The organism is Wenyingzhuangia sp. IMCC45574 (genome assembly GCF_054182685.1).
In genome coordinates, this window is sequence record NZ_CM135169.1 from 3,397,615 (window position 1) to 3,419,781 (window position 22,167).

Here is a 22,167-nt window from a genome sequence, read left to right on the forward strand (position 1 = left end):
TTTTTTAATTGAAATTAATAAACAAACCATGTGCTGACTACTTTGTACTACGTACTCAAAAGCTACTGCTTTTGCACAAACCTCTTAGAAATTCGACCGCTTGCTAACAAACTAGCCAGGGCTCCAAAAGTTACAATGGTAATGCAAACCACCCATACATTTTGCCATTCAAAAGCAACAGGATAGGCAATGCTTGGGTTTATCATAATTAGTTCTAATGATATTTGAGCTTGTACCGCTAAGTAACCTAATACTATTCCAACGAACATACCTATTAGGTTTAGTAAGAATCCGTAGAGTGCGAAAATTCGACGGACTTTTTTAATTGGAGCTCCAATATTTAACAGAGTTCTAATGTCTTTTTTCTTGTCTACAATTACCATAATAATGGTTCCACTGGTGTTAGATAATACCATCATAACCACTAATAAAGACACCAAGTAAGCAATTAGTTTTTCTGAGTTTAGGATTTTGTAAAAAGAGCTGTTGATTTCCTCGTTTCTTAAAATGTTAAAATCAGGAAATATACTTTTTAGGTAAGAGGTGGTTTTAGTTATATCATCTGAATTCATAACTTTTATATCAATATAGCTCACCTCGTTTTCTTTCTTGCCTAATAAAGTTTGGCTTAGACTTAATGGTGTGTATATGTATTTGCTATCTTCTTCGTTAGGAGCAGATAATACACCTATTAGTTGTGGGAGTACTTTTCTAAAGGCATTTTTAGGATTATTGATATACCCTTTTCCTGTTTTTGGCACATAAGTATCTAGTCGATCTGTGTATACATTTAAGTCTAGCTGACGATACATGGTGTAGCTAACAATACAAGAATTAATGCTTTCTGGTGCAAACCATTCGCCAACAATTAGTAAGGAGTCTACAGGAATTACGCTATTAAAAAGCGAGTCTACCCCTTTTACAATAGCAATTTCTTCTTTCTCTTTATTTTTAAAAAAAGCACGTTCCTCTAGTATTTGTGAGTACACAATTTCCGAAGGACTTTGTTCTAGTTGTGTTAGTAGGTCTTTTGTTACCTCAAAAGTTTTTCCTTTTGTAGGTTGAATTCGTATGTCTGGTGTATTAGTTTCTAATACAGTTAAACTGTAATCTTTAATTCCAGAAAAAACCGACAATACAATAAACAATGCCATGGTTCCCGCTACTACTCCCAAACAAGCTAAAATTGTAACAATGTTTATAATGTTGTTACCACTTTTAGACTTAATGTATCGTTGCGCAATATATAAAGGAAACTTCAAAAGGAGTGTAGGTTAAGATTTTTTACGTTTGTCTAAAATCTCAGGATTCTCAATAGGGTTTTTATCTTTCCCTTGTAAAGAATTGTCTATATCTTCTATATAGTCCAAAGTATCGTCACCATAAAACAATAAGTTGGGCATACGTCTTAGTTGGTGTTTGGTACGTTGTGCTAATTCATGGCGAATAGCAGGTGTATTAGTTGTTACTGCTTTAATAATGGTGTCTCTTTTATCCGAAGGGAATACACTTAAGTAAGCTTTTGCTTGTCCCAAATCTGCAGTTACTTGTACTTTAGAAACGGAAATAATTACCCCCATCATTCCATTTCTAGCATCGGCTTGTAATACCTCTGCTAAATCTTTCTGAATTACTCCTGCAATTTTCTTCTGTCTGTTAGATTCTTCCATGTTGCAAAGATACGATTTGCAATTAACAATTTGCAATGTACAATTGGCAATATCAACATTGTGCTATAGAATTTCTGCTTTCATTCTTAGGTTTGTCTTTTTCAAATAAATAGATGCACGAATCAACTAACAAACGGATGGATAAAGATTAAGAATTGTGTTAAGGTTTAAGCCTATAACCTACAACTTAAAGCTTGTTTGATAAAGCAAATGAAAATTGCATAGTTAATCGCTAAATACTACCTTGCAACACAAAATTAGGAAAGACGTAAACATGTCCAAATCTTTTGAAAAATACCAAAAAAGACGTTTAAAAGCTTCGTACTTATCTGTAGTACTTAGTATTACGTTGGTATTAATGTTGGTTGGTTTTTTAGGTCTAACCGTTTTAAAGTACAATCGTTTAAGTGGTTATTTTAAAGAGAAGGTATCTGTGACCTTGTTTCTTAAGAACAATTTAAAAGCCACAGATAAAAAAGGGTTGGAGGCCTTCTTGCAAAAGAAAGAATATATCAATACCATCAATTTTGTATCAAAAGAGCAAGCAGCAAAAGATTTTAGCAAAGAGATAGGCGAGGACTTTTTAACTTTTTTAGGAGACAATCCATTAAAGAGCTTTTACGAAATTAAGCTAAAAGCAGACTTTGTAAGTCCAGCAAAGTTAATTTACATTACAAGAGAACTAGAAGAAAATGCTTTTATAACCGAGGCAGCTTACGATGCTCCTTTGGTAGATTTGTTAACCAAAAATATTAAGGCAATAGGATTTTGGTTGTTTGTAGGAGCTTCTGTACTTGCTTTTATCGCTATTTTATTGCTTAATAGTTCTATTAGATTGTCAATATACTCAAAGAGATTTACGATAAAAACCATGCAAATGGTGGGAGCTACCAAATCATTTATTCGCAAGCCTTTTATATGGGCAAGTGTGCGTTTAGGATTGATAGGAGCTTTTTTAGCATCGGCAATTATTTTAGGCTTGTGTTATAAGGTAGATCGTAAGTTACCTGCTTTGGCACTGTTAGAAGATATTGAAGTATTGTCGATTGTTATTGGCGGAGTTTTTGTGGTAGCCTTTGTAATTACCGCGTTTAGTTCGTTTTTAGCAACGCAACGTTTTTTAAGGTTAAAAACCGATCAACTTTATATATAAGATATGAAAGGAAAATTTGCACAAGACTTTGTGTTTGGAAAAAGAAACTATCAATTAATGATTATAGGGTTGATAGTAATTGCTGTGGGATTTGTTTTAATGTCTGGTGGTGGATCTGATGATCCAGAGGTGTTTAATGAAGCAATGTATAATTTTAGAAGAATTCGTATTGCACCTACTTTAGTGTTAATAGGATTTGGAATAGAAATCTGGGCAATTTTAGCAAAACCAACCAAATAAAGAAATAAATCAACAATCAACATGGGAATTATTCAAGCAATTATTTTAGGGATTATTCAGGGATTAACTGAATTTTTACCTGTATCATCTAGTGGACATTTAGAGCTAGCAAAGTTTATTTTAGGCGATACTTCTGTTCCAGAAGAGAGTTTAACTTATACGGTAGTTTTACACTTTGCAACGGCGTTAAGTACCATTGTAATTTTTAGAAAAGATATTGGTCAAATTTTAAAAGGTTTGTTTCAGTTTAAGAACAATGACGAGTTCTGGTTTTGCGTAAAAATTGTATTGTCTATGATTCCAGCAGTGGTTGTAGGGTTGTTATTTGAAAAACAATTGGAAGCATTTTTTGGAGGAAATATTCTATTTGTAGGGTTTATGTTAATTGTTACTGCAGTTCTTTTATTATTTGCAGATAAGGCTAAAACTACGGATAAAGATGTTTCTGTAGGAGGATCTATTATTGTAGGGATTTCGCAGGCAATAGCTATGTTACCAGGTATTTCTCGTTCTGGTGCTACTATTTCTACCTCGGTATTATTGGGGATTGATAGAAGCAAAGCAGCAAGATTTTCTTTTCTAATGGTAATTCCATTGATCTTTGGAAAGATTGCAAAAGATATTTTAGGAGGAGATATTCATTTTACAACTGAAGAAGCTATCCCTATGGGAGCTGGTTTTGTTGCTGCTTTTTTAGCGGGATTACTAGCTTGTCAGTGGATGATTGCTTTGGTAAGAAAAAGTAAACTAATTTATTTTTCAATTTACTGTGCTATTGTAGGGGTTATTGCTATTGTGTATACATACGCAAAGTAGAGATTGGGAAGAATATTATTTATTATTTCAGCCACAACTTATTAGCCATTTAGGTCATCTAGCGGAGTTAAGATGCGTTATAATGGATAAATAAAGGCTAAATTATATTTTAAATCAAACTAGATGAAAACACTAGAGGAGTATAAGGATGGGCAGGTGTTGTTGATAGACAAACCTCTACACTGGACATCATTTCAGGTTGTAAATAAGCTTCGTTGGGTAATAAAGCAACACTTTGGTATAAAAAACATAAAAGTAGGACATGCAGGTACTTTAGATCCTTTAGCTACAGGCTTGTTAATTTTATGTACTGGTAAGTTTACCAAGAAAATAGAAACTTATCAAGCACAACATAAAGAGTATACAGGTACTATTACTTTGGGAGCTACCACACCAAGTTACGATTTAGAAACAGAGGTAGATAAGACCTATCCAACAGAACATATTACGGAGGAGTTAATATACGAAACAACGAAACAGTTTGTAGGAGAGATAGATCAAACCCCCCCCATTTTTTCGGCTATTAAAAAAGAAGGAAAACGTTTGTATGAGTTAGCCAGAGAAGGAAAAACTACAGAAATAAAATCTAGAAAAGTTACGATTTCAGAATTTGAGATTACCAAAATAGATGGACTCAATGTGGAGTTTAGAGTAGCTTGTAGTAAAGGAACGTATATCCGATCGCTAGCTTACGATTTTGGCTTGGCTTTAAATTCGGGTTCACACTTATCAGCTTTACGAAGAACTAAAATTGGAGATTTTAGTGTTGATGACGGCATCTCAGTTACTGAATTTTTAGAAGATTTTGGGCTAGTTTCTGAAGAGAAATAAAATATTTAAAATTGAAACATTATACAGAGAGTCATACTATAGTATGACTCTTTTTTTGTTTTAAAAGTTATATTTGAGAAACCAAAAAAATACTATGAAACCAATAACAATTCTATTTACATTCTTTTTTAGCGTGGCAATATTAGGTCAAGATTTAGCAGTTAAAAGAATAGTTGAGTATCCTGACGTTTATAAAAAGACAAAGAAAGTCTATACCGTTTTAGAAAAACATGATAGAACCAGACATGGTGACTATAAAGAGTATTACAAAAGAGATTTAGTGGTTTCTGGAGTGTATGAATATGGTCAGAAAACAGGGAGTTGGATATATAAAGATCCCGAAGGAGATTATTTACAAAAGGGAAGTTTTAAAAAAGGGAAGGAGTCTGGAAAGTGGGAGAAATATTATAAAGGGAATCTAATTGGTGAGGTTTTGTATAATGATAATGGGGTAGTAATTGAGTCTAAGTATTATGATATTGATGGCAATGTAACAGGGGATTATTACTACGATGAGTTTCTTAAGATTGGTAAGGGGTATCGAGAATATTTAAATGGAGCAAAAGTTGAGTACATGAACTATGGAGAAGATAAAGTGAACCATGGAGATATTAAAGTATTTTATCCGAATGGGTTCTTATTACAAGAAAAAAAATATAACAAAGGAAAGCTATTTTGGGTATCTAATATTTATAAGAATGATGGCACTGTAGCTAGAAAAGTTGTTTTGAATAACGGAAAAGGTCAAGACATAGACTTTTTTATAGATGAGCTTATATGTAAAGGTGAGTTTATAGGTAAAACGGTAACTACTTATAAGGATAGTATTCCTAATGGTAGATTTTTGGAGTACAATAAAGAAGGAGATTTAAGAAGCATGGGCTACTTATTTAAAAGTGAAAAGGTTGGTGATTGGAAAGTGTGGTCTAGTAAAAAAAAGCAATTAGTAGGAAAAAAATATAAAAAGTTAACGCAAGAAAAGATAGATAAGAATTATACAGAAAGAGCACTGCCCTATATTAATGGAACTAATTTAAAGCCTGTTTTATTAATGCAGAATAGAAAGGAGAAGAAAGGAAATAAATTCCATAAAAAAGAGTTTAGCGCTACGCTAAATAAGTTCTTTGCTAAAAATGTTGACACAAAATATCTGGCTAGTTTGTTAGATTCTTCAAATTCATCACAGGTTCATAGGGTTGCATGTATATTTAAAATAAATGTCTATGGAGAGGTAGATGATGTAAAAGTAAGAGCTAAAAAAAATCAAAAATTAGTTAAAAGATATGTTACAGGGGTTTTAAATAAGGCACCAACTTTTATACCTGCTCATGTAGATTATAGGTTTGTAAATTTAAAATTTAGTTTACCAATTGTTTTTAGAGTTGAATAATAAAAAGGAAATATGAAAAAAATAATAAGTTTAGGTTTGGTATTGTGTTCTTTTGTTGTTTTTTCACAAGATTTAGATACAGAAAAAGTAGTTAAGAAAATCAAAGGTTTTAAAACATTCTATTGTACCAAGTATCTTCTGCCGGTAGCTCCCAGTCTGACTCTAATTCTTCTTTGGTGTTGATGAGGTTGTTAAAAACAATGGTATTGGCTGTAACACTTTTGTTTTTAATGAGTTTTTTAAACTCTTTAACTTCTTTGTATTGAACATGCTCTCCTTGTTTAAAGCAAACATTTAGTTTGTCTAACAGTTCAATGTTGTGCGTAGACTGTAGTTTAAAAATAAAAGAAACCAACTCATCAATTAAAGAAGTAGTTACTGGTTTTTCTGGGTTGATACCAATAATAATAAACCTTTGATAGTCAATTTTAAAGCTAGCTTTAATACTGTTGTTAGTAGTCCAATTTTGCATAAATTCTTCAACCTCTTTTTGGATTTGAATTAACAAATCGGGGTAGAATTTTTTGTTGCTAGGATATAAAAAAATCTTAGCGTTATTTTCTAGCTGATCAAAGTCTACTAACATACCTGTTTTGGTTTAGCCACAAATATATTAGCAATCTGCAAAATATGGGTAATTATTTGTCAAAAAGTACGGTTTCGTTTTTTATAACAATATTTATCATTAATACTTTTAGATCATTTAGTGTATCTACTCCTTTATTTTTGTTGTACCATATTTGTAATTGCTCTTTAAACTCGGTAGTAAGACCTCCGTGTTCTCTTTTAAAATCGTTCACCTTTTTTGTAGCTGTAGTTGGTCTAGGCCCCCAGTCTCCAACAACTTTACCTTGTTCGTTTAAGATAATTAACCTTGGAATGGCAGCATTACCATTGGTTAAAAAATAATTCATTAACGTTGAGTTTTCATCTCTAAAAGCAACTTTTAGATCAATATTGGGGGTTTGTTCGGCAATTTTGTGCATTACGGGCATTGTTTGTGCTGCATCTCCGCACCAGCTTTCGGTTAAGACCAACCAAGTATATTTTTCATTTATACTGTGAATTGTTTTTAAAGAATCATCATCTATCGTAAGCGTTTTATTCAAACGTTTCATTCTAGATTGGTTTAGTTTTGTGTATTTCACCATTTCTTCGGATTGGTCAGTTCCAGAGCTGCTTTTAGTTTCTACAAAGGCTAGCATTTTTTCTTGATACTCATTGTAACTAAAAGAATTTCTTAAAGTACTGTAAATGGCATCTGATAAATTCGGCATAGTTTTAGTTTTTAACATACTTTTAGACGCAAGATTTTTTGTTGCTTACATAAAATCACTAAAGAATCTTACTATATTTGATCCTATGAAAAAAATAATATTTTACACCTTGTTAATGAGTGTTTTAGCGGCTTGTGAGACTGATAAAAAAGTTTCAATCTCTGAAGAAAATACTCAAGAACAGAAAAAATATTCGAATCCTAAAGATGAATTTGTGCAATTTGATACCTTAAAGGCAGAAGCAGTGGTCTACAAAGATTCTATTGCGAATTGGAAAGGTTATCATAAGGTGGTGGAAACTCTGGAGAAATTAAAAAATAATACTCCTAACGAAGCTTTAAATATATCGGAAGAATTGGTAGACAATGTAAAATTGATGAAAGATTCTATTACCGTAACTCAACTAAAGATAAGAGGTGTTAGAGCAAGATTAAATGCATTGTATAATCAATCTCTAAGGTTAAAGGAGATGAAGAATATTCCTGCAATTACAATTCCAGAAGTAAAAAAACAAACACAGGGTCTATTTGTTATTTTTAGAATGATAAATAGAAAAATAGATGCTGTATACAAACAAATAGATTTTGAAAATGAATTGGTAAAAGAGAATTTTGTTTTTTCTAAACTCGATTCAATTCAATAGAGTAGAGTGCATTGTTTTTAACTAAACAAATCAACATCTACATATCATATTTTTCTAAAGCCTCGAAAATAAGATGAGACTCGTAGCCTTTACGAAGTAAAAAATCTACTACTTTTTTCTTTTTCTTAAAGAAGTTAGGCTCCTTGGTGTTTTGCCATTTTTGTTCGCTAAGATTTGCAAGCGTATCGAAGTAGTCTGAAGTGTCTATTTCTTTTAAAGCAGTTCTAATATTGTACTCCGAAATGTTTCGTAATTTTAGTTCTTGCGTTATTCTAACCTTACCGTATTTTTTAATTCTAAATTTTCCTCTTGCAAAGCTTTGGGCAAAACGTTCTTCGTTTAAAAAGTTGTGTTCCATTAAGTGCAGTAAAATAACTTCGCACGCTTTTGGAATCATATTCATTTTACGTAGTTTATCTTCTACTTCTTTATGACAACGATCTTGGTAAACGCAATAGTTCTCTAAAGCTCTTTTGGCTTCTTCTACAGTATATGTTTTTTGTGATTTTTTTTGTAGCATTGTTACAAAAGTAAGAAGCCTGTTTGTATGTACAAACAGGCTTCTTACTTTTAATTATTTAATATTTAGAACTTATAGGCTAAACCAATATTAAAGAAGTTGTTCTTTATACTTGCATCTTCACTACCAGTGTACGAATTGTTTAACTGAAAACTATAGGTAAGATCAGCAGATAAGTTTTCGCTTATTTCATATCCAGCTCCTACTGTCAAATTTATACCAAAGTTTGTGTAATCATCTTCTGATTCTTCTAAGATATAGTTGATTTGAGGACCTACAGCAGCATAAACTGATTCTGCTAAATAATATTTTGCCAAAATTGGAAGTTGTAAAACCTTAAATGTCTCATCTTCACCATCAATGTCTTCAAAACTATAACTAGAGAACAATAAGCTAGGCTGAATGCGTAAAGTTTCACTCGAAGTTATTTCTGTAAATAACCCAATAAAAAAACCAGATTCATCTGCACTAATATCAAAACCATCACTTTCAAATTTTTGAGTAATACTGGAATAACCAGCAGTAATTCCAAATTTAGAATCTTGTCCTTTTGCAGTGCTAATACCTAGTACAGCAACTACTACTAATAATAGAATTTTTTTCATAAGACGAAGCTAATATTTCAAAGTTAACTTTAGGTTATACTGTAAATAAAATAGCCTGTGAAAATACACAGGCTGCTTTATTTTGAATTCTATAATTAATTAGTTCTTAATTCTCACTTTTAATTTATGCAACAAGTAGAAAACTATTGGTACAATTACTAAGGTAAGGAAAGTCGCAAAGGTCAATCCAAAGATTACTGTCCATGCTAAAGGCCCCCAGAATATAACGTTGTCTCCACCTACATAAATATGTGCATCTCCTTCGTTAAATAATCCGAAGAAATCTATATTAATACCCTGTGCTAAAGGAATTAAACCAATTACGGTAGTAATAGCGGTTAAGATTACAGGTCTTAAACGTGCTTTACCTCCTTTTACAATAGCTTCGTAAGCATCTGCCACACTAATAACCTTTCCTTCGGGTAATGCTAACTCTTCAGCACGTCTGTCAAACAATAACTGTGTGTAGTCTAATAATACCACACCGTTGTTTACTACAATACCAGCGAGCGAAATAATTCCCATCATAGTCATCATAATTACAAAGTTCATTCCAGCTCCAATCAATCCAAAGAATACACCTGTAAAACTTAAGAAAATAGCGAACATAATAATTCCTGGTTTGGTAACCGAATTGAATTGGAATACCAAGATAAACGCAATCAATCCTAGTCCAGTAAACAAGGCTCCCATTAAAAAGGCCATTTGTTTGTTTTGCTCTTCAATTTGTCCTGTAAAATCAAATGTTACGCTTTTAGGAGCATCAAAATCTGCCATTTCTGCTACAATTTGTTTTACTACCGCTCCAGCATCTGTAAAACCAGGGGCTAAAGCAGAGTATACTGTAACAGTTCTTTTTCCATTTTTGTGCTTAATAGCACTAAACGAAGAAGTGTTTTTCTTTGTAATAACAGCAGAAATAGGTACTTCTTTTAATTGTCCGTCTATCTGACTACGGAAAATAATGTTTTGATTAAAGATAGCGCTCGTGTTGGTTTTATCTTCTTCTTTAAAACGAACATAAATATCGTAATCTTCACCATTTTCTTTATAAACGCCTCCTTTTTCTCCAAAGATAGATCTACGTAATTGGTTGGCAACCATTCCTACAGGCACTCCTAAAGCACCAGATTTTTTACGGTCAACCACTACTTCTAAAGCTGGCTTTTGTTTGTTTACGTCTACTTTAAGCTCATCAACACCCGGAACATTTTTTTCTGCAATAAATAATTGCATTTTATTCGCAACGGCAATTAACTCATCATAATCGTCTCCCTGAATTTCTATGTTGATAGGATATCCTGCAGGAGGTCCTACTGCTTCTTTTTCCACAGATATAGATAGTCCAGGATACTTACCTTTTAAGGCTTCTTGTACCTTGATACGTAATTCTTCTGAATCTAATCCATTACGGTATTTAAACTGTCTCATAGAAGCGGTAATTTTACCTCTATGCGGCATGTCTGGACTTCCACTGTCTGTTTGTGGATTTCCTGCTCCCATACCTACTTGAGATACAGCAGATTCTACCATAAAGTTTTCTCCGTCTTTAAAATACATTTCGTTGTTTAGTACTTTATAGACGTCTTTTTCAACTTTTTTGGTAATGGCATTTGTTTTTTCAATATCTGTTCCTTGTGGGTATTGTAAATACACAATAATTTGGTTAGGTGTGTTGTCTGGGAAGAACTCAACCTTAGTTCTACCAGATTCTACAGAGGCACCAAAGAATGCAAAAGAAGCAACTAACAATATAATAGTTCCAATTACAAATACATAAGGTCTCCATGAATTCAACGCAAAACGTAAGAACTTCTCGTAGAAATTTTCAAAACCAACCAATACAACATTTTGGAACCAAGTAGCTAATTTTTTTATTCCGTATTTGTAAGCCCAGAATAATACAATTGTAACTAACATTACACTTCCTAATCCTCTATAAGCACCTCCAAATAGTAAAATAGGAATTCCTAAAACAGCCAGTATAATAGTTAGTCTTACCAGTTGTTTTACGCTTAGTATTTTCTGATCGATATTCATAAACTGAGATACCAATACCGAGTTAAAGAATAGGGCTACAAATAAAGAAGATCCTAATACAATAGATAAAGTAAGCGGGAAGTAAATCATAAACTGCCCCATTACACCTGGCCATAAACCTAAGGGTACAAAGGCAGCTACAGTGGTTAAGGTAGAAATAATAATAGGACCTGCAATTTCACCAATACCTTTTTTGGCAGCTTCTAGGCGATTCATTCCTTCTTCTTCCATTAAACGATATACGTTTTCTACTACTACAATACCGTTATCTACCAACATTCCTAGTCCCATAATCATTCCAAAAAGAATCATAGTGTTCATGGTATATCCTAATGCTTCAATCAACATAAAAGACATAAACATAGACATAGGAATAGCAAAACCTACAAATAGTGCGTTACGGAATCCTAAGAAGAACATTAATACGGTAACTACTAATAAAATACCAAAGATGATATTGTTTACGAGTTCGTCTACTTGATTTAATGTCTTAGAAGACATGTCGTTAGATATAGATACTTTTAAATCTTTGGGTAGTAGGTTTTTTTCAGCATACTTAATAGCTTCCTTTACCTGATCGGTAGCAGCCACCATATTTTTACCACTACGTTTTTTAACGTCCATCATAACTACATTGTGTCCCCACTCGCGTGCATATGTAGTCTTTTCTTTTTCTTGAAACTTAACTTCCGCTACATCGTTTAGGTAAACAATTCCACCTTGTTTTTTAACAACAAAGTTTTCTAATTCTTTAGGATCTTGAACTTCTCCTAAAACACGAATGGTTCTACGTTGTCCGCTAATAATTAAGTTACCAGCAGAAGTTGCTATATTTTCTTGGCGGATGGCGTTTAAGATATCATCAAAGCTTACTTTTGCGGCCATCATTTTATAAATGTCCACAGCAACTTCTACTTCTTTGTCTTGTGCACCACGAATATCTGCATCTTTAATTTCCTTAATTTCTTCAATTTTATCCTGAACCAATTCAGCATATTCTTTTAACTTTTCTACAGGGTAGTCTCCAGAAATACTTACGTTCATAATTGGAGTTTCCTCTGCAATGTTTAAGTCAAAAACAGCAGGATCTACTTTAGCTCCGTTAAATGTAGGCCAGTCTTCTCCTGCTTTTACAGCATCTACTTGGTCTTTTACTTTAACTTTTGCTTGTTCAACGGTTAATTTTTCATCAAACTCAATAATAATTACCCCCATACCTTCTTCAGATGTAGAGTTAATTTTATTTACGTTACTTATTCCCTCTAGTTTTTCTTCTAAAGGATCTACAATTAAACGTTCTATATCTTCTGCTGTATTACCTGGGTAAATTGCATTTACATATATTTTAACTTCTTTAATCTCTGGAAAGTCTTCACGAGGCAAACTATTGTAAGCAGACAAACCTAGAATAAAGATCAGTGCAATCAATACATAAATAGTGGTCGTGTTGTTTATAGCCCACGATGACAGCACAAATTCTTTTATGGTCTTTTTGTTGTTCATAATCTTGTTACTTTATGATAGAAACTTCTTGATTGTCTTTTACAGATCTTGCACCTTCGATAATAATCTCAGCACCTTCTGCCAATCCTTTTAAAATTTCAATGTTGTCTCCTTGTGTTTTTCCTGTTTCGATAAAGGTCTTTTTAGCAGTAGCCGTTTTTCCTTTTTTAGCAATTACATAGACGTACTTGTCGTTATGCTCGTTTTCCGAAATAATACTTTGTGGAATTAAAAAAGCATGTTCGTTGTGGTAATCGTTAATGTTTAATTTAACGGTCATGTTAGGTTTTGCATCCACTTCTTTAGGTACATTCATCTCTATTTTAAAGTTTCTACTAGCAGGGTTTATAAAGCTTCCAGTAGAGCTAACTGTTGTTGCTGCTGCTGTTCCTAGGATAGGAAACACTGCTTTTACGGTTTTTCCTTTGGTAACCGAAGTGATGTACGTTTCTGGGATTTGAGCCGTAATAGTCATGTTGTCTAAATTTACAATACGAGCAATAGGATTCTGTCCAGGGCTTACCAAAGAACCTTCATCTGTAATAATGTCGTCAATTGTTCCTGTAAAAGGAGCTCTAACATTTACTTTGTCTAATTGTGCTTTTATTTGTGCAACTTGATTTTTACTAGCTAAGTAGTTTGCTTTTGCTTGTAAGAACTGAATTTCAGAACCTATTTTCTGATTCCATAAACGCTCTTGTCTTTCAAAAGTAATGTTGGCTAAATCTGCCTGTGCTTCTGCTTGTGCTAGTTGGTTTTTTAAACCTGCATCGTCAATAATTGCAATCACTTGCCCTTTGCTTACTTTTTGTCCTTCTTTAACTAAAACTCTTTTTAAGTTTCCGCTAAATTCTGGTTGAATTAATAAGTTTTGTTTTGTTTCTACATTTCCTTGTACTTCAAAAGTGTGGTAAAAGTCCGTTACTTTAAGTTTAGTTGTAGAAACTAAGGCCAATTTCTTTACGGTATCTAATTTAGAAATAGCAGTTTCTAAGCTTTTAATTTCTTGTAATAAAGAAACTCTTTGAGTCTTGATAGCCTTTAAATCATTAGATTTTATAATGTCTTCTGTAGAAGTGGCTTTTGGTTGACAAGAAACGAGTATAACAACTGCTAGTCCTGTTAGTGTTAATATTTTTTTCATGATTTTATTGTTGTTTTATTTTGTTAAAGATTCTAGTTCAGCTTTTTTATTGATAAGATCTACCATGGCTTGTAAGTATTCATTTTGACTACTGTACAATTGCATTTGAGCCTGTCTTAACTCAAAACTAGTAGATACACCTTCTTTGTATTTAATGTTGTTTTTCTTTTCAATTCTTTCTGCTAAAGACAAGTTGTCTTTTTTGTTTGTTAATGTATTTTGTGCCAATTCTAAATCTGCCAAAGCATTTTTAACATCTAGGTTAATTTTAATTTTAGCATCTGTTAATTCGTTTTTAGCTTTATCCCAGTCTAAAAGTGTTTGTTTTCTTCTAGCTTTTCCTTGGAACGAAGTAAAAATTGGAAAGTCAATAGATAAACCTACTGTTCCTGTTGTAAACCACTGCTGATCGTAAAAATCTCCAAATTCTTGACCAATTCCTAAGGTTCCTATATTGGCAAATCCAGCAATACTAGGAAGTACTCTTGCCTGCTCGGCTTTGTATAGTAATCTTTTTGCTTCAACATTGTTTTCGGCAATTTTATAATCTATATTGTTTAAAATAGAGAAGTTTTTGGTAAGAGTAGGAGTGAATATTGCATCTTTAGTAAGAAGGTCTAAAGAGTCTGTAATGGTTAAGGTTTTGTTTTCTTCAATACCCAATAACATCTTTAACAAATCCTTAGAAAAGTCAGAGTACTGCTCTAATCTAGTTTTGTTGTTCTCTAAATTGTTTAATGTAATTTTTAGTTGTTCTAAATCTTCTTCTTCAACAAGACCATTTTCTAATAACTTGCTTGTTTCGTTAATAGTAAGGTTTAAACTTTTTATGTTTTTGTCTACAATGTTTAAACTTTCTTGGTTTAGTAGTACATTTCCATAAGTGTTTGTAACGGCTTTGATAATTTCTTTATCTGTTTTTTCTTTAGCATTTTCAGAAATCTCTAAGAAAACCTTTGCAGATTGTAACCCAACTAAATAAGTACCATCAAAAATTAATTGTGTTAAGGTTGCTGCAGGTTTAATTTGTTGTTTTGGGAAAATGAAAGCCAATAAGTTAGGTCCTTCCTCACTACCAGTAGCACTTAGTTCGTCTGGAAGTAATACATTGTTGGTGTATTCAATCTTACCATTAATTTGTGGAAGCCCTGCAGATATAGCTTCCCATTTTCTCCATTTAGCTCTTTTAATATCCAAATCGGCATTTTTAACCGATCTGTTGTGTGCAAGCGCATAATTAATAGCCTCTTGCAAAGAAAAAGAATTTTTTTCTTGCGCTTTTAGCTGCAAGGGAATTACAAAGTATGTAAGAATACATACAAGTAGAAAAAACGATTTTCTCATAGTGTTGTTATTTTATTTGGTTGTTTGTTATTGTATTTAGTATTTCTAATCCTTTATTTGTAGCAATGGCTCTAATGTGGTAATCTAGAACTAACTCCATTAGTTCTGTTTGTTTAAATGATTGTTTAGGAAAAATTTCTTCATCTTTTATTCCTACAATACCAACATAGTACATTCTAGATATAAATTGAATATCTATATTATTCCTATAGCTTCCAGAAGCAATTCCTTTTTCTATATTTCTAACAATACAGTCGTTAACAGCTGCTAGTTGTTTGGTTTTTAGGTTTTGATGTATTTCTGGGAAAAATTTTTGAAGTTGGTAAAAAGGAGAACTTTCTTCATTTTTTAATTTCTCAAGAACAAACCTCTTTACTTCAAATAGCTCTTCTATTGCATTTAGGTTTTGTTCACAAATTTCGTTGATACCACACTCAATATTTTCATGCATAAACAAGGTGGTTTCGTTTATCAAATCTGTTTTGTTACTAAAATGAGTGTAAATAGTTTTTTTAGAAATCCCTAAATCCTTAGATATGTCGTCCATAGTAACGCTCTTAAAACCATAGGTTAAGAACATTTCGTTGGCTTTGTTTAAAATTTTTTCTTTCATGTATTGATGAATTTCACAGCAAATATATGTAAAATGGAAACTAATAAAACATTAAAAGTTTCCTTGGTTTATTTTTTTAATCAATGTTAATAAGAATACTACATAAAGTAACAAAAGGAAACTTTAAGAAGCAAATTAGTTTCCTTAGCCTTTTTTAAAGTTTAAGTTAGGCTTTTGTAAAGTGCAAGTTTGTTATACATTTACCCTAAAATTTCATTTCATGGATTTATCAACTTACAGAGATTCTTTTTTATCTTTTTTAGAAGATCAGGTTCAAATTAAAGAGCCTTCAAATTTATATAAACCAGTAGATTATATATTAAAATTAGGGGGGAAAAGAATAAGACCTTTATTGGTTTTAATGAGTTTACATGCTTTTGGAAAAGATTTTAAAAAAGGATTAAATGCAGCAATGGCTGTTGAGGTGTTTCATAATTTTACCTTACTGCACGATGATATTATGGACGATGCTCCTTTAAGAAGAGGGAAAGAAACAGTTCATGAAAAATGGGATGTAAACACTGCTATATTGTCTGGTGATGCTATGATGATTATGGCAAACCAGTATTTAGAAGTTTATGAAGCTGGTATTTATAAGAAGTTGATGCAGTTGTTTCAAAAAACGGCTATTGAGGTTTGTGAAGGGCAACAATACGATGTAGATTTTGAAACTAGAAATGATGTTACAGTGGATGAATATATAGAGATGATTCGATTGAAGACATCTGTTTTGGTAGCAGCCGCATTAGAAATGGGAGCTATTATTGCAGAGGCTTCTAATAAGGAAGCCAAAGCTTTTTATCAATTTGGATTAAATCTTGGATTGGCTTTTCAATTACAAGATGATTATTTAGATGCTTTTGGAGATCCTAAAACTTTTGGTAAAAAGGTAGGAGGTGATATTGTAGAAAACAAAAAGACGTTTTTAGTATTAAAAGCAGAACAAGCCTTAAAAGGAGAAGATTTAGAATTGTTTACTAGTTATTACACCAAAGAAGGTGCAAACGAAGAAAAGAAGATTCATGACGTTAAACAATTGTTCGAAAAATCTGGAGCTGTAACGGCTATTAAAGAAGAAATAGCGTTGTATACTCAAAAATCTTTTTCGGAGTTAGAGCATTTAAATATTAGCAATGAGTCTAAAAATCAACTAATTGCTTTCGGAAATTATTTAATGGGTAGAACTGTTTAGTAATAAGCATAAAAAATGTTTGCTCGAATGTAAAAATATAGTAAATTTGCCACCGCTTTAGGTCTCATAGCTCAGCTGGTTAGAGCACCTGACTCATAATCAGGGGGTCCTAGGTTCGAGCCCTAGTGGGACCACTACCTAAAGCCAAAAGCTTCACTTTTTAGTGGAGCTTTTTTTGTTTCCACGTATTTAGTAAGTAACTAAAATTAAAAAAGCCATCTATAAATTTATAGATGGCTTTCTTTTAGTTTTTATAATTGCTAAGCTACTTTAGCAATTCGTTGTTGTAATAAGTTAAAATGTTCGGGTACTAAATTCTCTTTTGCATCTTTAAACGTTGATACATACAAATAAGGGCTTGTATCTTTGGCTTTTTGAATCAAATCAAAGTACTGATTGTAAGTAAGTTTTTTCATAGTAGAAAGTTTAGTGTTAGTGTGTAATGTGAAGAAAATCAGTTTAGGGTATGTGGTTCTTAACGTGAAAATGATAGAGGGGGTAGCTTTCACTTACGAGTTAATTTTAATTATTACTTACGCTAAAAATTCATTTCGACATGATTAAGGTATTAAATTAAAGTTTAATTAACAATTAATTAACGTCTCTATTTCTTTCTTTTTAACTTATGTTAATTTAAGTGCTTGTTTAAATAACCATCTCTAGGCAGGTTTAGCAAGTTGTTGCTGTAGTTGTATAAACTGCTCTGGAATTAAATTCTTTTTTGCATCCTTATACATTTCTATATGTAAGTAATGATTGGTACCTCTAGTTTTTTCTATAAGATTTACGTATTGGTTGTAGGTTAAATTTTTCATAGTGCTTTCCATTTAAAGTTTGTTTCATCAAAAGTAAGTTGCATGTAATCGTGATTTTACAAACTTTCGTTTAATGGTAATTATCCTATTGTCGTAAGTTTAGAAAGCTCGATGAGCTGAAAAAACACACAAATAATACCAGTTTTTACCATTCGTCGATAGTAAGTTGCATTTCATCGATAGTTAAAATGGACACATCGAGTTTAAAGGGATTCGAGTTGTTTATAAATTACTTTTATACTTTGGGGCAGAACAATAAAACAACAATCAACTAACAATTTTAGCATTATGGGGTCTAAATTAAATATCTTGTTAATAGAAGATGATACTATTGAGGTAATGAAATTTAAGAGAGCAATCTCTAAATTGAGTTTAGATCACAGCCTACAAAATGCTGTAAATGGGGAGGATGCATTAAAAATATTAGCGCAAAAAGATAGGTTGCCAGATATTATTTTATTAGATTTAAACATGCCAAAAATCAATGGTATTGAGTTTTTAACGATCCTTAAAAACGATGAAGTCTTAAAATACATTCCTACAGTTATTTTAAGTACTTCTAATAATAAAAAAGATTTGCTAGAGTGTTATAAAATTGGAATTGCGGGGTATGTTCTTAAACCCTTAAAGTACGAGGATTATGTGTCCAAGATAGAGAAACTTCTAGCTTACTGGAGTGTAAATCAGTTAATAACAGTATAGATGAAGGGAATTATATTTACGGAATTTTTAGAGTTAGTAGAAGAGAAGTTTGGACTAGAAATGGTGGATCAAATTATAACTGAATCTGAGCTAGAGTCTGGTGGAGCATATACATCAATAGGAACATACGAGTTTTCCGAAATGTTACAGCTTATTACCAGTCTTAGCAAGAATACTTCTATAGCAGCAGATGATCTACTGTTGGTTTTTTCTCAACACTTATTTAAAGGGCTTACCAAAGCACATCCTAATCTTGTAGAACATTACAAAGATCCAATGATTTTGTTATCTTCTATAGAAAACCACATTCATGTAGAGGTACAAAAAATTTATCCCGATGCCCAGTTGCCTACCTTTGAAATGGTTAGTCAAGATGAGAACAAAATGGAGATGATATACAAATCTGATAAAGGATTGTATATGCTAGGGAAAGGACTTATGGAAGAGACTTTTAAACTATTTGGTCAAAATGCAGAAATCACTTACGAAAAATTAAAAGAAGACGGAACGGAAGTTAAGTTCATACTAGTAAGATCTTAGGTTATGAGTAGTCGTGAAATAGAAATATTAAAACGCACATTAGCCAGAGAAAGAGCTGCAAGAAAACAAGCAGAAGAAATTTTAGAAAAAAAATCTGAAGAACTTTTTTATTTAAATCAAAAAATTAAAGATTCTAAGGAAAAAGTAGAGGCATTGCTTCAGGTAAAAAACTCTGAGTTAAAAGGTTTTTTTGAGAACATTGTAGATCCTTATATTATGATGGATCTATTTGGAAATGCGATCAAAATGAATCAAGCTGCAGAGGAACTGACAGGTTACAAACTCTCGGAGTCTAGCCTTAATTTAATGAAGTTAACCATTCCAGAGGAACTTCATATTATAGAAAGTTCTTTTCATTCGTTACATTCTAAAGGAAGAATTGCAGATTTAAGAATTACTTTAAAAACGAAACAAGAAGAAGAGAGACTTGTGCATTTAAATGCAAGTATTATTTACGATGAGCATCATAAGCCAGTAGCAGCCCAAGGAATTTTTAGAGATATTACCAAGCAGAACAAAGCCAAGATAAAGTTAATGGAGTCGGAGGATAGAATGTCTACCCTGTTATTAAGTTTAGAAAGTGGAGTTGTTTTAGAGGATCAAGAAGGGGAAATTGTACTAACAAATCAAAGTTTTTGCGACCTGCTAGAAATAGAGTCTAAGCCTGCAGATTTAAAAGGGAAACAGGTTGTAGATGTTATCAAAAAATCGAACTTTATTTCTAAAACATCTAAAGATTTTATTCCTAGAACTATAGAGATCTTACACGATAGAAAAGTGTTAGAGGGTGAAGAAATAGAACTAACCGATGGGCGAGTTTTAAAACGAGAATACACACCTATTTTTAAGGATAATACCTACAAAGGGCATCTTTGGAACTTTAAAGACATAACCTTAAGAAAGAAATATCAAAAAAGTTTAGAGGCAGAAAAGCAAAAGTATAGTAATATTATTGCGAATATGAATTTGGGCTTAATGGAGATGGATAAAGCTGGAAGGATTATTTATGTAAATCAAAGTTTTGAAGAGTTATCTGGGTACAATAAATCTGAATTACAAGGACAAAGAGCTATAGATTTCTTTTTAGAGGAAAAGGATAAAGAAGATTTTGTGGCTTTGGCCAAAAGAAGACAGCAAGGAATTTCTGATTCTTATGAAATAAAAATAAAGAATAGAAGAGGAGAAGAAAAGATATTGTTGGTAAGTGGTGCTCCAAACTACAACTTAAATGGAGTCTATATAGGAACTATTGCTATTAACTTTGATATTACCAAGCTAAAAGCATTAGAAAGCCAGAAGGAACAATTACTTAAAGAATTAGAAAAAAGTAATGAAAATCTTCAGGAATATGCACATGTGGTGTCTCACGATTTAAAATCTCCTTTGCGTAGTATAGATGCATTAATTTCTTGGATAAAAGAAGATAATGTTGGTAATCTAAACGATACAACTTTGGAGAATTTTCAAATGATTGAAAAAACATTAGAAAAAATGGAGGGGCTCATCTCAGATGTATTGGCCTATTCTAGTGTTGGTGCCAATGTACAGTTAAATGGGCAGGTGAACATACAGGAACTAGTAAATGATTTGTTGGAAGTAATGTATACACCAGAGCACATTAAAATTAACACCAAAGATATGTTGCCTACGCTTAGTGGCGATAAAGTAAAATTACAGCAAGTATTTCAGAATTTATTGAGCAATGCTATTAAGTTTTGCGATAAGGAAGAGGGAATCGTATCTATTGGATGTAAAGATATTGGTGGTTATTATGAATTTTCTGTTACAGACAATGGAATAGGAATAGAGAAAGTGTACTTTGATAAAATTTTTGAAATTTTTAATTCTTTAGAAGAGCGAAAAGACTCTTCTGGAATTGGTTTGTCTATAGTGAAAAAAATTGTAGAACTACATCATGGAAGGGTGTGGTTGGAAAGTACTTTTGGAGAAGGGACAACTTTCTATTTTACGTTAAAAAAATAAAAATTCTGCTATGAAAAAAGTTCAATTAAAAAGGAGTCTTACTGGAAATTGGAATCCTATTGGGGAAATGTTGACATTAAAGGAGCCTTTGGTGTTGGTTTTTGGGAATCGTTTGGTTTTAGATGAGATAGCCATTTATAAAGAGGTAAGAGAAATTTTTACCGACGGACATATTGTAATTGGTTCTACTTGTGGGCATGTTACCAATACTTCTATTGAAGATAAAGAAGTAGTAGTTACCGCAATTGAGTTTGAGAACACTAACTTTTTAGTAAAAAGAAGTAGCTTGTTAGAGACAGATAAAGATAGCTATAGAACAGGACAAGATTTAATGGCTAAATTTCCAAAAGAGAATTTAAAATATGTAATGATAATTTCTGAAGGAAGCTTTGTAAATGGTAGTAAGCTTGCTCAGGGAATAGAAAATTCATTACCATCTGAGGTTTTGGTTACGGGAGGTTTGTGTGGAGATGCAGAACGTTTTGAAAAAACAATAACTGCTTACAACGAAGCACCAAAAGAAGGAGAGGTTGTTGCTGTTGGGTTTTATGGAGATACAATTGAAGTGTCGTTTTCTAGTTCTGGAGGTTGGACACGTTTTGGTCCTCAGAGAACGATAACTAAATCTGATGGGAATGTATTGTATGAGTTAGATGGAAAGCCAGCATTAGATCTTTACAAACTGTACTTAGGAGAAAAATCAAAAGAGTTGCCTAGTGCTGCTTTATTGTATCCGTTAGATGTAAAAGTTGTAGGAGACGATCAGTCTATAGTAAGAACTGTTTTGGGAATAGACGAAGAAAAAAATGCTATGATTTTGGCAGGAGATGTTCCCGAAGAGTCAACGGTTCATTTAATGATGAGTAATGTTGATAATATTGTTTTAGCAGCAGAAAATGCAATAAATATAGCCAATGAAGAAAGAGAAAAAGCAGCAGAACTTATTCTGTTTGTAAGTTGTATAGGGCGAAAGTTAGTACTCGATCAAAGAGTAGAAGAAGAGGTGGAAAATGTGGTAGAGGTAGCGGGAGATTCTTCTACTGTGTGTGGTTTTTATTCCTATGGAGAGATTGTTCCGTTTAACGGTCAGGATAGGTGTAAACTCCATAACCAAACAATAACTCTCACTTTAATAAGCGAATAAAA

At 32.4% G+C, this 22,167-nt stretch carries 23 protein-coding genes and 1 tRNA gene; 12 read left to right on the top strand and 12 right to left on the bottom strand.

The features are described from left to right. Nucleotides 1–62 precede the first annotated feature (62 nt). Together ACXHHC_RS14485 and rbfA are read right to left on the bottom strand one after the other, a co-directional pair. Nucleotides 63–1,262 (bottom strand): ABC transporter permease, encoded by a 1,200-nt coding sequence (locus ACXHHC_RS14485; protein ID WP_458227083.1) that lies wholly within the window; start codon nucleotides 1,260–1,262, stop codon nucleotides 63–65. A gap of 12 nt (nucleotides 1,263–1,274) precedes the next feature. Then, nucleotides 1,275–1,670 carry a 30S ribosome-binding factor RbfA gene (gene rbfA, locus ACXHHC_RS14490; RefSeq protein WP_458227084.1) on the bottom strand — a complete coding sequence of 132 codons (396 nt, stop codon included), beginning with the start codon at nucleotides 1,668–1,670 and terminating at the stop codon, nucleotides 1,275–1,277. Nucleotides 1,671–1,944: 274 nt separating this feature from the next. Between rbfA and ACXHHC_RS14495 the strand changes: the two genes are divergently transcribed. The 5 genes from ACXHHC_RS14495 (at nucleotide 1,945) to ACXHHC_RS14515 (ending at nucleotide 6,100) form a co-directional block, all read left to right on the top strand. Continuing rightward, nucleotides 1,945–2,823, top strand: coding sequence for a cell division protein FtsX (locus tag ACXHHC_RS14495; protein ID WP_458227085.1), 879 nt, complete (start codon nucleotides 1,945–1,947; stop codon nucleotides 2,821–2,823). Between the two features lie 3 nt (nucleotides 2,824–2,826). Next, entirely contained in the window at nucleotides 2,827–3,063 is a 237-nt protein-coding gene (locus ACXHHC_RS14500; protein WP_458227086.1) for a DUF3098 domain-containing protein, read from the top strand. Nucleotides 3,064–3,084: 21 nt separating this feature from the next. Then, nucleotides 3,085–3,879: an undecaprenyl-diphosphate phosphatase gene (locus ACXHHC_RS14505; protein WP_458227087.1), complete on the top strand. Its 795-nt coding sequence runs from the start codon at nucleotides 3,085–3,087 to the stop codon at nucleotides 3,877–3,879. A 123-nt stretch (nucleotides 3,880–4,002) separates the two neighbouring features. Then, nucleotides 4,003–4,710 carry a tRNA pseudouridine(55) synthase TruB gene (truB, locus tag ACXHHC_RS14510; protein WP_458227088.1) on the top strand — a complete coding sequence of 236 codons (708 nt, stop codon included), beginning with the start codon at nucleotides 4,003–4,005 and terminating at the stop codon, nucleotides 4,708–4,710. Between the two features lie 94 nt (nucleotides 4,711–4,804). After that, nucleotides 4,805–6,100, top strand: coding sequence for a hypothetical protein (locus ACXHHC_RS14515; protein ID WP_458227089.1), 1,296 nt, complete (start codon nucleotides 4,805–4,807; stop codon nucleotides 6,098–6,100). A 109-nt stretch (nucleotides 6,101–6,209) separates the two neighbouring features. Here ACXHHC_RS14515 and ACXHHC_RS14520 read toward each other — a convergent pair whose 3' ends face one another. After that, the gene (locus ACXHHC_RS14520; RefSeq protein ID WP_458227090.1) at nucleotides 6,210–6,686 is read right to left on the bottom strand and encodes an ABC transporter ATPase; all 477 of its coding nucleotides are present in this window, start codon (nucleotides 6,684–6,686) and stop codon (nucleotides 6,210–6,212) included. A 52-nt stretch (nucleotides 6,687–6,738) separates the two neighbouring features. Beyond that, nucleotides 6,739–7,377, bottom strand: a complete 639-nt coding sequence (locus tag ACXHHC_RS14525) for a thioredoxin family protein (RefSeq protein WP_458227091.1) — start codon at nucleotides 7,375–7,377, stop codon at nucleotides 6,739–6,741. A gap of 85 nt (nucleotides 7,378–7,462) precedes the next feature. Here ACXHHC_RS14525 and ACXHHC_RS14530 point away from each other — a divergent pair, with 85 nt between their 5' ends. Continuing rightward, a complete protein-coding gene (locus tag ACXHHC_RS14530) occupies nucleotides 7,463–8,020 on the top strand; it encodes a hypothetical protein (RefSeq protein ID WP_458227092.1) in 558 nt (185 codons plus the stop codon). Between the two features lie 37 nt (nucleotides 8,021–8,057). Here ACXHHC_RS14530 and ACXHHC_RS14535 read toward each other — a convergent pair whose 3' ends face one another. The 6 genes from ACXHHC_RS14535 to ACXHHC_RS14560 form a co-directional block, all read right to left on the bottom strand. Then, a complete protein-coding gene (locus tag ACXHHC_RS14535; protein WP_458227093.1) occupies nucleotides 8,058–8,540 on the bottom strand; it encodes a regulatory protein RecX in 483 nt (160 codons plus the stop codon). A 65-nt stretch (nucleotides 8,541–8,605) separates the two neighbouring features. Continuing rightward, entirely contained in the window at nucleotides 8,606–9,145 is a 540-nt protein-coding gene (locus ACXHHC_RS14540) for a porin family protein (protein WP_458227094.1), read from the bottom strand. A 99-nt stretch (nucleotides 9,146–9,244) separates the two neighbouring features. Continuing rightward, the gene (locus tag ACXHHC_RS14545; RefSeq protein WP_458227095.1) at nucleotides 9,245–12,688 is read right to left on the bottom strand and encodes an efflux RND transporter permease subunit; all 3,444 of its coding nucleotides are present in this window, start codon (nucleotides 12,686–12,688) and stop codon (nucleotides 9,245–9,247) included. 7 nt (nucleotides 12,689–12,695) lie between these two features. Continuing rightward, nucleotides 12,696–13,832: an efflux RND transporter periplasmic adaptor subunit gene (locus ACXHHC_RS14550; protein WP_458227096.1), complete on the bottom strand. Its 1,137-nt coding sequence runs from the start codon at nucleotides 13,830–13,832 to the stop codon at nucleotides 12,696–12,698. 15 nt (nucleotides 13,833–13,847) lie between these two features. Next, nucleotides 13,848–15,176, bottom strand: coding sequence for a TolC family protein (locus ACXHHC_RS14555; protein ID WP_458227097.1), 1,329 nt, complete (start codon nucleotides 15,174–15,176; stop codon nucleotides 13,848–13,850). Between the two features lie 7 nt (nucleotides 15,177–15,183). Further along, nucleotides 15,184–15,789, bottom strand: coding sequence for a TetR/AcrR family transcriptional regulator (locus ACXHHC_RS14560; RefSeq protein WP_458227098.1), 606 nt, complete (start codon nucleotides 15,787–15,789; stop codon nucleotides 15,184–15,186). A 220-nt stretch (nucleotides 15,790–16,009) separates the two neighbouring features. Here ACXHHC_RS14560 and ACXHHC_RS14565 point away from each other — a divergent pair, with 220 nt between their 5' ends. Together ACXHHC_RS14565 and ACXHHC_RS14570 are read left to right on the top strand one after the other, a co-directional pair. After that, entirely contained in the window at nucleotides 16,010–16,981 is a 972-nt protein-coding gene (locus ACXHHC_RS14565) for a polyprenyl synthetase family protein (protein WP_458227099.1), read from the top strand. A gap of 60 nt (nucleotides 16,982–17,041) precedes the next feature. Continuing rightward, nucleotides 17,042–17,115: transfer RNA gene (locus ACXHHC_RS14570), tRNA-Ile, on the top strand. A gap of 126 nt (nucleotides 17,116–17,241) precedes the next feature. Here ACXHHC_RS14570 and ACXHHC_RS14575 read toward each other — a convergent pair. Continuing rightward, nucleotides 17,242–17,397, bottom strand: a complete 156-nt coding sequence (locus ACXHHC_RS14575) for a hypothetical protein (protein ID WP_458227100.1) — start codon at nucleotides 17,395–17,397, stop codon at nucleotides 17,242–17,244. Between the two features lie 243 nt (nucleotides 17,398–17,640). After that, nucleotides 17,641–17,796 carry a hypothetical protein gene (locus ACXHHC_RS14580; RefSeq protein ID WP_458227101.1) on the bottom strand — a complete coding sequence of 52 codons (156 nt, stop codon included), beginning with the start codon at nucleotides 17,794–17,796 and terminating at the stop codon, nucleotides 17,641–17,643. 288 nt (nucleotides 17,797–18,084) lie between these two features. Between ACXHHC_RS14580 and ACXHHC_RS14585 the strand changes: the two genes are divergently transcribed. The 4 genes from ACXHHC_RS14585 to ACXHHC_RS14600 are packed head-to-tail and all read left to right on the top strand — an operon-like array spanning nucleotide 18,085 to nucleotide 22,165. After that, the gene (locus ACXHHC_RS14585; RefSeq protein ID WP_458227102.1) at nucleotides 18,085–18,498 is read left to right on the top strand and encodes a response regulator; all 414 of its coding nucleotides are present in this window, start codon (nucleotides 18,085–18,087) and stop codon (nucleotides 18,496–18,498) included. Further along, nucleotides 18,499–19,038: a heme NO-binding domain-containing protein gene (locus ACXHHC_RS14590; RefSeq protein ID WP_458227103.1), complete on the top strand. Its 540-nt coding sequence runs from the start codon at nucleotides 18,499–18,501 to the stop codon at nucleotides 19,036–19,038. Between the two features lie 3 nt (nucleotides 19,039–19,041). Continuing rightward, nucleotides 19,042–21,021: a PAS domain-containing sensor histidine kinase gene (locus ACXHHC_RS14595; protein WP_458227104.1), complete on the top strand. Its 1,980-nt coding sequence runs from the start codon at nucleotides 19,042–19,044 to the stop codon at nucleotides 21,019–21,021. A 10-nt stretch (nucleotides 21,022–21,031) separates the two neighbouring features. Beyond that, nucleotides 21,032–22,165, top strand: a complete 1,134-nt coding sequence (locus ACXHHC_RS14600; RefSeq protein ID WP_458227105.1) for an FIST signal transduction protein — start codon at nucleotides 21,032–21,034, stop codon at nucleotides 22,163–22,165. Nucleotides 22,166–22,167 lie beyond the last annotated feature (2 nt).